At 65.4% G+C, this 13,953-nt stretch carries 10 protein-coding genes; 7 read left to right on the forward strand and 3 right to left on the reverse strand.

The window, feature by feature from the left end; translation table 11 throughout:
* The first annotated feature begins 172 nt into the window (after nucleotides 1-172).
* On the forward strand, nucleotides 173-706 hold the full coding sequence (locus CYFUS_RS39485; protein WP_095989891.1) for a hypothetical protein: 534 nt from the start codon (nucleotides 173-175) through the stop codon (nucleotides 704-706).
* Between the two features lie 75 nt (nucleotides 707-781).
* On the opposite strand, the gene CYFUS_RS39490 is transcribed toward CYFUS_RS39485, so the two are convergent.
* Both CYFUS_RS39490 and epmA read right to left on the reverse strand, forming a co-directional pair.
* Entirely contained in the window at nucleotides 782-1,450 is a 669-nt protein-coding gene (locus CYFUS_RS39490) for an inorganic pyrophosphatase (protein WP_095989892.1), read from the reverse strand.
* 1 nt (nucleotide 1,451) lies between these two features.
* Entirely contained in the window at nucleotides 1,452-2,441 is a 990-nt protein-coding gene (gene epmA, locus CYFUS_RS39495) for an EF-P lysine aminoacylase EpmA (protein WP_095989893.1), read from the reverse strand.
* Nucleotides 2,442-2,471: 30 nt separating this feature from the next.
* On the opposite strand from epmA, the gene CYFUS_RS39500 reads away from it, so the two are divergent.
* The gene (locus tag CYFUS_RS39500; RefSeq protein WP_095989894.1) at nucleotides 2,472-4,265 is read left to right on the forward strand and encodes a chromosome segregation protein SMC; all 1,794 of its coding nucleotides are present in this window, start codon (nucleotides 2,472-2,474) and stop codon (nucleotides 4,263-4,265) included.
* Here the strand turns inward: CYFUS_RS39500 and CYFUS_RS39505 are convergent.
* Entirely contained in the window at nucleotides 4,262-4,576 is a 315-nt protein-coding gene (locus tag CYFUS_RS39505) for a DUF3817 domain-containing protein (protein WP_155893319.1), read from the reverse strand. The two genes, CYFUS_RS39500 and CYFUS_RS39505, sit on opposite strands and share 4 nt — an antisense overlap.
* A 229-nt stretch (nucleotides 4,577-4,805) precedes the next feature.
* Here CYFUS_RS39505 and CYFUS_RS39510 point away from each other — a divergent pair, with 229 nt between their 5' ends.
* From CYFUS_RS39510 to CYFUS_RS39530, 5 genes are all read left to right on the forward strand, one after another.
* Complete coding sequence (locus tag CYFUS_RS39510; protein ID WP_095989895.1) at nucleotides 4,806-5,615, forward strand: hypothetical protein; 810 nt, start codon at nucleotides 4,806-4,808, stop codon at nucleotides 5,613-5,615.
* A gap of 27 nt (nucleotides 5,616-5,642) precedes the next feature.
* Nucleotides 5,643-6,542: a hypothetical protein gene (locus CYFUS_RS39515; protein WP_095989896.1), complete on the forward strand. Its 900-nt coding sequence runs from the start codon at nucleotides 5,643-5,645 to the stop codon at nucleotides 6,540-6,542.
* 77 nt (nucleotides 6,543-6,619) lie between these two features.
* A complete protein-coding gene (locus tag CYFUS_RS39520; RefSeq protein ID WP_232537077.1) occupies nucleotides 6,620-7,525 on the forward strand; it encodes a hypothetical protein in 906 nt (301 codons plus the stop codon).
* The gene (locus CYFUS_RS39525) at nucleotides 7,522-11,973 is read left to right on the forward strand and encodes a M15 family metallopeptidase (RefSeq protein ID WP_157758923.1); all 4,452 of its coding nucleotides are present in this window, start codon (nucleotides 7,522-7,524) and stop codon (nucleotides 11,971-11,973) included. The genes CYFUS_RS39520 and CYFUS_RS39525 overlap by 4 nt, the downstream gene beginning before the upstream one ends.
* A 2-nt stretch (nucleotides 11,974-11,975) precedes the next feature.
* Nucleotides 11,976-13,907, forward strand: a complete 1,932-nt coding sequence (locus tag CYFUS_RS39530; protein ID WP_095989898.1) for a hypothetical protein — start codon at nucleotides 11,976-11,978, stop codon at nucleotides 13,905-13,907.
* Nucleotides 13,908-13,953 lie beyond the last annotated feature (46 nt).

Below are 13,953 nucleotides of genomic sequence, written 5' to 3' on the forward strand. Positions count from 1 at the left end.
GCCGTGTCAGCCCGGAACACGCGTGCGAAGCAGCCTTTGCTCGAAGTGCCAGTCCTTGGCTAGCGTGGACGCCAGACATTGGCATGCCCACTGCAAATTCCCCGCGGCGTCGCTGACGACTCCGCCTCCCGAGTCGGCTCTCCCCCGTCGCGCCTTCCCCCCGGAGTCACCCATGGCCATCCCCCCCAGCATCGGCAAACCCGGCCTCCCCCCGCTCGTCAGGACCACCCAGGAGCAGCAGGGCAAGATGCTGGGCAAGATCGCCGAGGGCATGAAGAGCGGAGCCATCACCCCCAAGGAGTCTCGCAAGCTGCTCGAGGGCCAGCAGAAGCTGTCCGCGTCCGTGGAGTCCGCCCTGGCCGACGGCGAGGTCTCCGCGGACGAGGAGATCGGCCTGCTCAAGCAGGGCCTGGACAACCTCAAGAACATCAAGGCGGCCTACGAGAACAACACCCAGGACGCCTTCGCTTCCGAGTCGGTGAGCGCCCCGGGGCAGGTGCGACAGATTGGCGCCATCGCCGAGGGCATCCGCCAGGGAACCATCGATCCCAAGGAGGCGCAGAAGCTCCTCGAGGGGCAGATCGCGCTCCTCAAGGCCCGCGCCGAGTCCACCACCCCCGAGGACCTGGCCTTCCTGGACATGTCCGAGGAGCTGCAAGGCCTGGAGATCGAGCTCGCGAAGCTGATCAATCTCACCGCCGGCTGACCGTCCCCGCCGCGCGCACCGGGCACCGGAGCCTCGAGGACTCCAGCGCCCACGTGCATCGCGAAGGCGCGGGGCTCAGCGCTTGGCGCGGCCGCGCGGCTTGGCCGCCGGGGGCTGGCCGAACACGCGCTGGTAGTCCTTCATGCTGCGGATGATGACCTCGTGGGCCTCGGCGCTGTCGTACATCTCGACGATCTCCACCGAGCGCTTGGCCTGACTGGGAAGCTGCTTGTACGTCAGGAAGTAGTGCTTGAGCCGCTCCACGAGCGCGTTGGGCAGCTGCGCCACGTGCTGGAAGGTCCCGTAGACCAGGTCCGACTCCAGCACGGCGATGATCTTGTCGTCGGCCTCGTTGCCGTCGACCATGCGAAAGCCCCCCACCGGCACGGCGCGCACCAGCAGCGCCCCCGCGGGGATGACCTTCTCCGTCAACACGCAGATGTCGAGTGGATCCCCATCTCCCTTGATGTCCTTGTGGCCGGTGCGCTCCGCGCAGCGCCTGGCGACCAGCTCGTCGCAGTAGGTCCGGGGGATGAACCCATAGAGCGTGGGGCACTGGCTGGAGAAGCGCTGAGGCCGGTCCAGCCTCAGGATGCCCGCCTCCTTGTCGAGCTCGTACTTCACCGTGTCGGTGGGGACGATCTCGATGTACGCGGTGACGCTCTCGGGAGCGTTCTCACCGGGGGAAATGCCATGCCAGGGATGGGCCTGGAAGGTGTGGGTCGGCGGATTCTTTGTGGCCATGTCACTCAACGAATTCGTGGGCGGGAAACAGCAGCACGTCCGAAATGGACGCCACGCCCAACATCAACATCAGGATACGATCCAGCCCCACGGCGATACCCGCCGAGGGTGGCATCCGCCCTACCGCGTCCAGGAAGCGCTCGTCCAGCGGATAGACGGCCCGGCCCGTGTTCCGCCGGAATTCCTGCTCCTCCAACAGTCGGGCGCGCTGCTCCCCCGCGTCCGTCAGCTCGGAGAAGCCGTTGGCCAGCTCCAGCCCCCGGGCATAGAGTTCCGTGCGCTCGGCCACCGCGGGCTCCCCGGGCTTGAGCCGCGCCAGCGAGGCCATGGACGCGGGGTACTCGGTGAGGAAGGTGGGACGCTCCTGTCCCAGGCCCCCCTCCACCCGTTGCAGGAAGAGGTGGAAGAAGACGTCGTCGTACAGCACGGAGTCCCCGGTGCGCACCCCGGCCGCCTCCGCCGCCCGCTTGAGCGAGGGCCCGTCCGGGCAGGCGCGCAAGTCCACGCCCGTGGCCCGGAGCACCGCGTCCCGCACGGACACCCGCTCGTAGGGCGTCCGGGTGAAGAACCCATCCCCTCCCACCGCGCCATCCGCCTCCGCCAGCGCCCCCTCCAGGTCCGCCATGATGGCGTGGTAGTCCGCCTGGGGCCGGTAGAACTCCAGCAGGGTGAACTCGGGGTTGTGCGTGCGCGACACCTCGCCGTTGCGGAACACCTTGCAGATCTGGAACAGCGGACCCGACCCGTCGGCGAGCAGCCGCTTCATGGCGTACTCGGGGCTGGTGTGCAGGTAGAGCGAGCGGCGCCGACCCACGTCCGTCTCGGGGACGAAGGGGGTCTCGAAGGCGGTGATGTGGGGCTCCATCCCGGGGGTGGGAACGAGCAGGGGCGTGTCCACCTCCAGGTAGTCACGCTGGGTGAAGAACCGGCGAAGGGCGCCATAGAGGGCCTGCCGGGCGGCGGCCGAGCGCCACTGCACTGAATTGGGCATGGGCGCCGCAGAAGTTACATTGCGCCCCCCATGCGCCCAAGGCTTCCCGCACTCATCCTCAGCGTCGCTCTCGGTTTCCACGCGGGGTGCGCCACCACTCCCAAGCCCCCTCCGCCCCCCACCGAGGAACAACAACTGGCCACACGCGTGGCCCAGAGCGCCTCCTCCGCCGAGGCCCTGCTCCAGGCGCAGGATCTGCTGGTGTGGAACTACTGGGCCGAAGGCGCCCGGGCGGACATGGCCGCCACGTACGCCGGCCAGGACGCGCTCTTCACCCTCGAGGCCATCCGCGACATCGAGCAGCTGCGCCAGCGCACCACCGAGCCCCGGGAGATCAGGGCGCTCACCGCGCTCCAGGCCCACTTCGCCGGCGAGTACCTGTCCCAGCAGCTCGCCGAGGTGAACGACGCGCTGGCCAACCTGGAGGCCTCGTTGAGCTTCCAGGTGGACGGCCAGGAGGTGCGCTGGCACGAGCTGGAGCGGCGGCTGGCCAACGAGCGCAGCGCGCTCAAGCGCAAGGCCCTCTACACCGCGGCCACGCCCGCCCTGGAGCGGCTCTCCCCGCTCATCCGCCGCCGGGCCGAGCGCACCGAGGAGCTGCTCAAGGAGCTGGGCTACTCCTCCTACGAGGCCTTTGGCGGCGAGCTGCGGCAGGCGGACCTGGACCGGTTGGGGGTGCTCGCCGAGGAGGTGCTCCAGGCCACCGAGGCGCCCTACAAGGAGGTGATGGAGCGGCTCGCCCAGCGCGAGCTGGGAATGCCCTACGCGAGCCTCACCCGGGCGGACCTGCCGCGACTGTTCCGCTCGCGGGAAGTGGAGGGCCTCTTCCTCAAGGGCGAGCAGCTCCTGCGCGCCCACGGCACGCTGGCCGGGATGAACATCGACCTGGGCGAGATGAAGAACGTGCGCATCGACGCCCGGGAGGACGTGAAGGGCAAGAACCCGCGTCCGCTGGCGCTGGGCATCCGGGTGCCCGGGGACGTGCGGCTGTCGGTGCGCTCGGTGGGGGGCGCGCTGGAGCAGGCGAAGATGCTGCACGAGTTCGGCCACGCGCTGCACTACGCCTTCACGAAGGAGCCGCGCTTCGAGCTGGCCAAGCTGGGCAACCCCACCGTCACCGAGGCCTACGCGGCCCTCTTCGAGGACCTGATGGAGGACCCGGTGTGGCTCGAGGAGCACGCGGGACTCAAGGACAGGGAGCGCGCCGGGTTCCTCGCGGCGACGAGCTCCCACAAGCTGTTCCTCATCCGCCGCGCCGCGGGACGCCTGCTCTACCAGCTCGCGCTGCACCGGCAGGGCGAGACGGTGGAGGCGCGCGAGCTGTACCGGGCCATCATCTCCCGGGTGGACGCGCTGCCGGCGACGGACGACGACGTGGCGCGCTACCAGGTGGACCAGGAGGACTTCTTCCAGTCCGCGGACAACTTCCGCGCGTGGTTCCTCGCGGGCCAGTTGCAGGGGCAGCTCAAGGCGCGCTTCGGCCCCGCGTGGTGGCACAGCCCGGAGGCGGGCACGTTCCTCAAAGAGCTGTGGGCGCACGGCAACGCCCTCTCCGCGCGTGAAGTGGCCGAGACCCTGGGTGACCGGGGCATCGTCCCGGACGTGCTGCTGCTGCGGCTCGGCACCACCCTGGGCGTGCCCATGAAGCTGGGAACGCATGAGGCGCCCGCGGCTCCGACTCCCGAGGCACCGAAGCCCGAGACACCGGTGGCGCCCGAGAGCCCTCCCGCGGCGCCCGAAAGCCCCCCGGCGGCCCCCCAGGGCCCTCCGGCTGAGCCCGAGAGCGCTCCTGCCCCGGAGAACCCTCCGGCCCCGGCGGGCTAGCGCGCCTCGAGCGCGGCGGCCCGCTCCTCGCGGCGCAGCTGGGCATCGAGCCAGAAGGTCCCGCCCGGAACCAGTGAGGCGACGAAGGCCACCACCACCCGGGTGAAGCCCCAGCGGTGCTCGAGGGCGGCCATCATCAGCGTGTACACGTACGCGATGAACAGCACACCGTGCGCCATGCCCACCCCGCGCACCATCTGCGGCATGCCCAGGAGGTACTTCAGCGGCATGGCCAGCAGGAGGAGGACGAGGAAGGACAGTCCTTCCCAGAAGGCGACGGCGCGGAAGCGCCCGAGGGGGGTGGTCAGCAACATGGCGATGTCTCTCCCACGGCCATGAACTCGAGGGAGCGGACTCGCTCCAACAGGCCGCGATAGGGGGCGCGGCACTGTAGTCCGGGTCGCACGGCCTCGCGATTCGCTCCGAGCGCGAGTGGATCCAGCCTCCGGGTGAGAATTCTCCCGCCCAGAGCCCCCGGAGTTCGGCGATGGACGATATGATTCGTCCACCACCGAACCCAAGTTCCCCAGGAGGACCCCGGTGCACGTCGAACGGCGCACGCGCCCTGTCTTGCTCTCACTCCTCTGCCTCACCTGGATGGGGCCCCTTGCTTGCAAGCGGGCGTCGGAAACTCCGGCGGAGGGAGCTCGTGACACCCAGGCGGGCAACCCCGCCCCAGCCCCTGCCCAGGCCACCTCGCTGCCCGTCCAGGTCCTGCCGGGACTCGAGATGATTTCCAAGCCCGAGGAGGCCGCCGCGGCCCTGCGCCGCGAATGGCCCCAGACCTATGCGCTCATGGAGGGCCGGCTCCCCCAGAAGAAGGCGCGGGAACTGCGCCGGTGCACGGACATCGAGGGCGTGGACGCGAATGACGTCGACGTCGTCACCCAGCAGGAGACCGAGATCGTCCAGCTCCAGTTTCTCCAGTGTCGGGTGCTGAAGGCGCTCACCACGGCCCGTCCTTCACGCACCAGCCAGGTGAGGGAGATTCTCAAGCTCAAGTCCCCGGGCGACGTCCTCCCCGCGGCGCTGGCGCCGGAGTTCGGCGAGGCGGCTCCAGACAAGGCGCGTGAGCGGCAGGGGAAGTCCTGGAGCGCCACCGAGCCCGCGCTCCACTTCGAGCCGAGGGAAGGCGAGCGCAACGCCTTCAGCCTCGAGGTCACCGGCCAGGACACCTTTGGACTGCTGGAGTGGTGGGCCACGGGAGACTTCAATGGAGACGGGCAAGAGGACGTGATCGCCTATCGGGCCATGTCCCCCCGGGGCGGCTCCCTCACCGACATCGCCGCCTTCGTGCTGACGCGCTCCCAACCCCAAGGCGTCCTCCAGATCCTCGAGCACTGGCGGTAATCCCTCGCGACCCCAGGACCCACGGGCATGAGCAACGCGAACAAGCACGCCACCTCCCGCTCGCTGCTCCTCCCCTCGCTCGCGACGTCAGTGCTGCTCGGGATGGCGCCCGCACTGGCTCACGCGGAGGAGAGCCTGTGTGACTCGGAATGGGGAGCCAAGAGCCTCACCATCGAGATCGGCGAGCGGAAGAACGATGGACAGCCGTTGCAGTCCTACAATCCCGCGAAGCCCTTCGAGCCCTATGATCTCCTGGGAGATCGCTATCTCTTCGCCGAAAAGGGAGTGGTGTACCGGACCGTGGGCACCTTCACGGACAGGAAGGAAGGCGAAGAGGCGCTGAAAACGGTCTACATGGAGATGACCCACCTCTACACGGGGGCCTACAAGCCCTATCTGACGAGCCTGGGTCCCTACCTGGTCAACGACGCCTCCACCTGCAAGGTGAACAGGGACAATCCCGTCATCGACCCCGCCTCCTGGATCATGGAGAAGAACAAAGTGCTGTTGGTGGGGCAGGCCACCACGGCTTGCGAGCGGGGCCAGACCACCAAGAAGCTCACCGTGGTGTCCTGTGACGGCAAGAAGAACCTGCTCACCGACTCGGTCTCCGCGCCCTGCGAGGCCGGCCGGATCACTACCTGCATCCACCCCCTGGCTCCGGGCGTCTTCATCTTCGAACACTACTACTCAGCACCTGGCGCGGGAACCTCGGTGAACCTGCGGGTCTACGACACGGCCAAGAAGAAGAAGCTCAAGGCCTTGTCCTGGGTGAACGAAGGCGGGCCCGAGGCCGAGGTGCTGGGCGTCGAGGACGTCGACAAGGATGGCGTCCCCGAAATCGTGCGCAGCATCGCCGGGAGCGGCAGACCCACGTCCCTGCTCAAGTGGAATAACGGCAAGCTCACCGAGGTCAAGGCTCCGTGAGCTACAGCCACCAACAACCCCCGATGTCCGAGCGGCTCTCGAGCACCGTCCGGTTCAGCCAATCCAGGACTACAGACATGCGCACCCCAAACAAGCACGCCACCTCCCGCTCGATGTTCGGCCTTTCTCTTCTGACGTCCGCGGTGTCCTTCCTGCTCGGGGTGGCGCCAGCACCGGTCCACGCGGAGGAGCGCCTGTGTGACTCGGAATGGGGAGAGCAGGGTCTCTCCATCCAGGTGGGGGAACGGAAGAACGACGGACAACCGTTGAAGTCGTACGATCCCGCGAATCCGTTCGAGCCCTACGATCTCCCAGGAGATCGCTACCTCTTCGCCCGAAAGGGGATCACCTACCGGACCGTGGGCCGGTTCACGGACAAGCAAGAGGGTGAAGAAGCATTGAAAAAGGTCTACGAGGAGATGACCTATCTCTACACGGGTGCCTACCCGCCCTACCTGGCGAGTCTGGGTCCCTACCTGGTGAGTGAAACCTTTTCCTGCAAGGTAGACGGGAACAATCCAGTCATCAACCCGTCTTCCTGGCTCATGGAGAAGGACAAGGTGATTCTAGCTGGAGCGACCACGGCCTGTGTCCGTGGCCGGCTCACCAAGAAGCTCACTGTGGTGTCCTGCGACGGGAAGAAGAACCTGATCACTGACTCGGTCTCCGCGCCCTGTGATGCCGGCCGGGTCACCACCTGCATCCATCCCGTGACACCAGGCGTCTTCATCTTCGAGCACTTCTACTCATCACCCGGCGGAGGAACCTCGGTGAACCTGCGCGCCTACGACACGAGCAAGAAGAAGAAGCTCAAGTCCATGGACTGGGTGAACGAGGGAGGGCCCGAAGCCGAGGTATTGGGTGTCGAGGACGTCGACAAGGACGGCGTGCCCGAGATCGTGCGCAGCGTCGCCGAAAGCGGCAAACCCACGTCCATGTTCAAGTGGAAGAGCGGCAAGTTCATCGAGGTCAAGACCCCGTGAGCTACAGCCACCAACAACCCACACACAAATACACGACGGACGCGGAGCTCGAGCGCATCTATGGCAAGCGCCTGGTGCACAACGACTTCCAGAGCGACAGCATCACCGGTAGCTTCGAGAAGACGGCGCGGGTTCTCGAGAATCCCGTCCTCGAAAGTTTCAGCCGGAATCACATCGTCGACGTGAAGCTGCCAGGGATCGGTCCACAGAAAGACAAGACCGTTACCGTGCAGTTCAACCGGAAACTGGCCCATCTCCTGTTGGCTGCCTTCGAGAAGATCCGGTCCGAGAACCTCCCCTACACCATCTATCAGGTCGGCGGATATTTCTTCCGCTACCAACAAAACCCCAGTGTTCGAGAGGCCCTCGCGAATCGCCCGGAGTACGCGGACCTACGAAAGGACAAGGGCTTCTCGGCCAATTGGAACATCGTCTGCGCGGAACGGGACCGGCAACTCAAGACGTTCGATGAGAGAATTCCCTACGGCAGCAAGACGAAAGCCAAGAAGGACCTGCTCTCCAATCACGCCTTTGGAAGCGCCATCGACATCAATTGGGAGACGAATCCCTATAAGAAAGGAGCCCTGTTCGACCTCCATCCCAGAATCGTGGCGATCCTGGAGGGATTCGGCTTCAACTGGGGCGGCAAGTACCACGACTACATGCACTTCGAGTACCTGCGCGGAACCATCGAGGGTGTCCCCGATGAGGATCCACCGCAGGTGTTCTATCCGTTCAGCGTGGAGCAGAGGCGGGAATCACCCCTCAAGTACTACTACCTGAATGAGCGGGGGAAAGGCGGGTATTTCCCTGTCGGCCTGCAGCAGAACCTGCACGGCGGCGTCCATCTGGAACCAGAAGCCACCGCCACCAGGACGCCCGTCCATGCCGCCATGCCCGGATACATCGTGGCCGCGCGCCTCATGTCACCCGGAAAGGGAGGAGACAACCGAGACGTCCGCCGGGTCACGGATGATCGTCCGCTCGGCTTCGTCCTGCTCCGGCACGAATTGCTGGACAAGACCGGCAACGGCTCGGCGGACGGGCAGGCGGCGGCCGCACCGGAAAGCACCCCTCAGGCGCGTACCCTTTACAGCCTCTATATGCACCTCGCGGCTCCCAACTGGGACGCGGCCACTCCAGACCCCGCGGAGGCCCCATGGCTGGCCTCGCTCCTCAAGATGCGGTTTGGCGGAGTGGTGAACCTCGACCCCCGCAGCCCAGAAGTGGGGAAGACATTCTGGTCCAAGGAAGAACTGAGCCCGGGGGCGACCTCGTTCAAGGTGCATGATCGGGAATCGCCATTGCCCGCCCAGCGGGGGAACAACGTCATCGCACTGGGCAAATCGACCCCCGAGGATGTCCGTCAAGCCATCGAGGCGCTTCAAGCGGGCGCCATCGTCACTTTCGATCGCGCGCTCTTCCCCGTGGCCGCGGGTGAGACCATCGGATTCATCAGCGCAAACCAGCCCCTCGAGGGACAGGCGCCCTCCTCCCAACAGGGTACGGCCGCCAGATACCTGCACTGGGAAATGTTCTCCACCAGCACGCAGGACGGCGGCATCCAACTCCTTCGCGAGCGGGCCGGACTCAACAAGCTCTTCAAACCGGTCAAGGAACTCCGGCAGGACAACTTCCTGGAAATGCCCTCGGCCGAAAAGGGAGACGTGCCCAACGAGCTCCAGCAGATACTTGGAACCACGGGCGAGGCGCTTGCGGAGCAGCTGACGTCAGACACCTACGGTGACGTCCTCCTGAGGCACTTCAACGAGGGAAAGACCTTCTTCCCGGGCCGTCCGGATACGGCGCCCCAGTTCACCTACCCACTCGACATCGTCCTGGACAATGCCTATCAGTACAAAGGGGACGCCACGGGCAACTGCTCTCTGACAGTCACCTACTTCAAGGGAAACGTCTCGCTCAAAACGGAGACGCTCAAGCTCAAGCCGGATCAGGGCAAGGTCACCTTGAACGTTCCCGCCGAGGCAGACACGCTCGATCTCTGGTCTCCAGACTTCTTCCTCGACAAGCCCGAGCCCGCGGCGAACGAAAATCCGCGTCCCAAGCGGCTCGAGAACCGCCTGAAGTTATTGGAGATGACCGCCACCCACCATTGGCGCAATCTCTTGCTGGATCACTTGAATGAGTGGACCCCGGAAGGTCTCGAGACCCAGTTGGAGGCACGCCGGGAAGCCGGCCACCTCGACGATCTCGTCGACACCACCAGCCCGACGGTCTTCGCCGCATGGAAGAAGAACATCCGGCCCTTGAGCTGGTGGTCGCGGAAGAAGAACGACGATGATCCCTACGGAGAGGTCCCCGTTCTGGGAGCCGAAGCGCAGGAAAAAAGTATTTTCGGTTCAGGCGAACATCTTCTGCCCGAGACCGCGACTACCCTCAACGTGCATCCGGTGACGACTCTCTGGCTCATTGACATCCTCCTCGAAAAGGAGGCCATTGCATTCAAGAAGACCTGGCCACCGGCGACGTTGAAGCGCGATGAGAGCACCCAGAAGCCGCTGTTTCTCGGCTTCCTCTACCAGGAAGAGAAGCCCGCGGTCGGGGTAAAGCTGCTCTCGATTCTCGTGCAGCATGGCTACGGCACCACGGACGGAACGAACGCTACGGACGTCCTGTTCTGGGCAACCCCGGCGGGAGAAGGAGCTGCGCTCCACGCCCCCCAGATATTGGGCCGTACGGCCTACCAGGAAGGCGTGGCGATGGTTCGTGCGCCCTTCCCCTTCTGGGGAGATTGGCGGATGCATGCCACGGATGGGGCCCAACAATCATTCGAGCCCATTCAATCCGGGGAGACATTCCTCCAGATAGTCAGACCCGAGCTGGAAAGTCAGACCTTCGTGCTCGGTGCCGGGAAAACCGCGCCGGGCGCCAATAGCGGCACGCGACCACTCGTCATGGGCAGTTTGAAGTTCAGCAAGAACTGGCCCATCGCGCTCGCGGGCTATGTGCTCTTCGAGTACTGGATGGAACTCAAGGAGGGCATGCCCGATCCGACGTATGGCGCGTATGCCATTCCCGTCGTCGCGAACAGGCCTCCATTGGAGCGGGTGGAGCGAGGGCTCAAGTACCAGGGGGACTTCATCGTGGGGAGGGAGAAGGAGAAGAGCAATCCCAAGATCACGGCGGACTTCTCCTTCCAGGACTTCGTGAGCCACCGGCGATTCGGGGAGGTTTTCCCTGGTGACGTGAAGACGCAGTTCAAACTGGCAGTTCCACTCGCACAGCGCATCCAGGAGTTGAAGGAGGCGTGTCGGCCGAAGAACCGGCGGGACAAGGCTGTTCTGCCCATGGTGAAACGTCTGTACCCAGGCGGCTTGACCCTGGACGTGTCAACGGCCACGGGTGCCGCGCCAGAACTCGACATCATCGAGGAGAAGCTCGCTCAACTCAGTGCCTCGACCTTCTTCGTCGTGGAAAGAAACGCGGCGAATTCGGCGATCTCCATCACCTATAAGCAACCCGAATCAGCGGGTTCGCTCTTCTTCGAGTTCGACCCGGGCCCGGCCCTGGGACTCCTCGCCGAAAAAGCACTCTCCGCGGAGGGAGAGAAGCTTCACGTCCGTCCCCGCTTCATCGCTCCCAATGGCGGACACCTGGTGCTGGCCGACAAGGACTCGCCCGTGGGGGATGTGACAAAGCTGCTCACCGCCTCGCTGGAGGACATCAAGTCCGCCTGTGGCGATGACTTCCTGGAGGCCGTCGCGGACAAGCTCCTGCCCCCCGTGGGCAGGTTCGAGTTCGGCGACGTCTCCCTCAAGATGGGACGAGGCAAGCTGTACACGACGGTCCGCCTCCATGGCGATGCGAAGCAATGGACCGCGGCCGCTCCCGTCATCAAGCTCAAGCTGGGTGGGGAGACGTTCCAGCAGGGCAAGCTCGTCGGCTCGACGGTCAGCGCGGAGTGGGATCTGTTCAAGGACAAGAAGGGCAAGCTGCTGCCGGGCCGCTGGGGCGGAACACTCGAGTTCTCGGCCGAGATCTCCCAACCCGACAAGGTGACGACTCCTCCCCCCGGCATCTCGTGGACGGTGGAGCTCAAACCCCGCTTCGAGGAGCTCAAACACGAGATAGGCGCCAAGAGCATCCGGTTCCTGGGGCAGGCCAGCCACCTGCCCACGGACGTCTCCCTTCACCTCACCTGCGAGCGGAAGGACGAAACGGGTCAATGGCAGGAGGACATCGGCATCACCCAGTTGATCCGCTACAAGATTCAAGCGAGCCAACAGTCCTCCCACTACGGATGCTGTACGGACACGGGCGCATTCGAGGCCAACGTCCTCAAGAGCGCCCTGAAGAAGACCCCGGGGACCTTCCGCTTCGTCTGGGCGCCCAAGGGAACGCGGACAGGCGACACGGTCGACGTCCAGGGCATCGCCGTCGAGGTCAGGACGTCTCCTGAAATCAACCCCGAGGAGCTGGGAGCCTGATCATGGCCACGACCGAAGAGCAGGTGAAGAAGCCGGGAACCGTGAGCCTGAGCGCCGGCTACCGGGCCTCGATTCCCTTCGTGCTCGTTCCACGCACGTCCATCACCCTGGACTCGCCGGGCACCCTGGCATCGATGGGCCTCCAGTCCGGTATGCCCCTCACGATCAGCTTTCCCATCAAGGGCTCCAGCAAGCACTTCCCTCCGGGCAATCGGAAATGTGCCCTCTCCTGGTTGGTGTCACGCGAGGGCAAGGAGTTCTCCTACCCCGTGGATGGGGAGGTGATGATGAAGATCCAGCCCGATGGGCGGTTCGAAGTCGAGGTGAACGGAAAAACGCCCATCGTCGACGTGCTCGCCCAGCAATTGATTGGGAGGGGCAAGCTGGGCTTTTCCCTCACCCCCGACTTTCCCCACGCGGACACGGCGACCTTCAAACCCGCCGTCGACTTCAACAACACGTGTGAGATCCACGTGCGCCTGCCCGAGAAGAGGCTCCTCGGCGAGCGCATCACCTTCACGCCCAATTTCGGGCTGGTCTTCCAGCAGGCGGAGCTCGAGCTGCGCGTCTTCGAGAGTGACGAGGGCTCGGACGAGATCGCGGCCACGGAGCCTCGCAACGCCTTCACCCACACGTGGACACCGGGCTACTTCTTCACGCTGTCGCGCTCCTGGGCCATCGGGTTCACCGACGACAGTTGCCATCAACTGGCGGACGTGGGGCAGGAGGAAGTCGGCGCCTTCGAGTTCGCCTGGCAGCTCTGGGGAAAACACAGTGGTGGCGCCCCCACCCTGCTGCTCGAGAACAAGAACTTCCTCACGGTCCCCAGGCCCAAGCTGGAGGACTTCCGGATCGAATACGACCCCTCCATCGAGGGGACGTGGGAGGTGAGCGGGAAGCTCTCGGGCGTCTCCCCCCGGGCGGAGCTTCAAATCGACGTCGCGCTCGTGGAGCCGAGGTCCAAGACGCCCCTGCTGAGCAGCCACGACTCCGCGGCCGTCCGGCTGCCCCTGGGCTCGGACGGCATCTTCGAGGGCTATCTGGGAGAGCGGCACTGGATGTTCACACGGCCCGCGGCCGGTGAGTTTCCCCTGGCCCCCGCCTTCGCCATCCTCTCGCTTCCAGCCGCGAGTCGCGATGGCAAGCGAGGCCCCATCGCCGCGCATCTGGACTTCGACGACACGACGTTCTCCGCGTTCAAGGGACAAGAGCTGACGTGGGACATCGACGCGGACTGGGTGTGCTCGCGAGAGGCGGTCGAGACGGAGCCGCGGCCCCCCCGGCCCAAGCGGCGCAAATCGGGGATCATCACCATCCCCGCGCCGCCCGCCAACGCGGGAGATCAAAAGGGGCCGATGACCTTCGAGGAGATGTGGAACGACCTCTGCGCCTGGGAGGGAATCGTCGCGTACATGTACCTGGACACGAAGGGCTACGTGACGGTGGGCGCGGGCAACCTGCTCCAATCCGTGAAGGACGCCCAGGCGCTGCCCTTCCAGAACAAGGACGCGGGCCGGGCGGCGACACAGGAGGAGATCGCGACGGCGTTCCAGCAGGTCAAGCAGATGAAGAAAGGGATGTGGTTCACGGAGTACGCCCAGCGGCCGATGATCGCGCTCACGGATCAGTTCATCCGCGACCTCGTGAAGAAGCGGCTCGACACCGAGTTCCTTCCCGTCATCCGGGAGACCTTCAAGCCCCACTTCGACAGCTACCCGCTCTGTGTGCGCCGTGCGCTGCTCGACATCGCCTACAACCGCGGCCCGTACAGCTTCAGCACGAAGGTCCCGGAGCTCACCGCCGCCGTCAAGGCGCGCAACTGGACCCTCGCGGCGTCACTGAAGTGTCTGGATCACGGAGCCGAGGCACGTGCCCTGTGGCGCAAGTCGCTCTTCCAGTACGCCATCGTCGTCGAGCCCCCCAAGAAGAGCTGACGCGGACTCCCGGGGCGCACCGGGCGTCCCGTCGGGAAGAGGAGGG

It is taken from the genome of Cystobacter fuscus (genome assembly GCF_002305875.1).
In the GTDB taxonomy this organism is placed as follows: domain Bacteria; phylum Myxococcota; class Myxococcia; order Myxococcales; family Myxococcaceae; genus Cystobacter; species Cystobacter fuscus_A.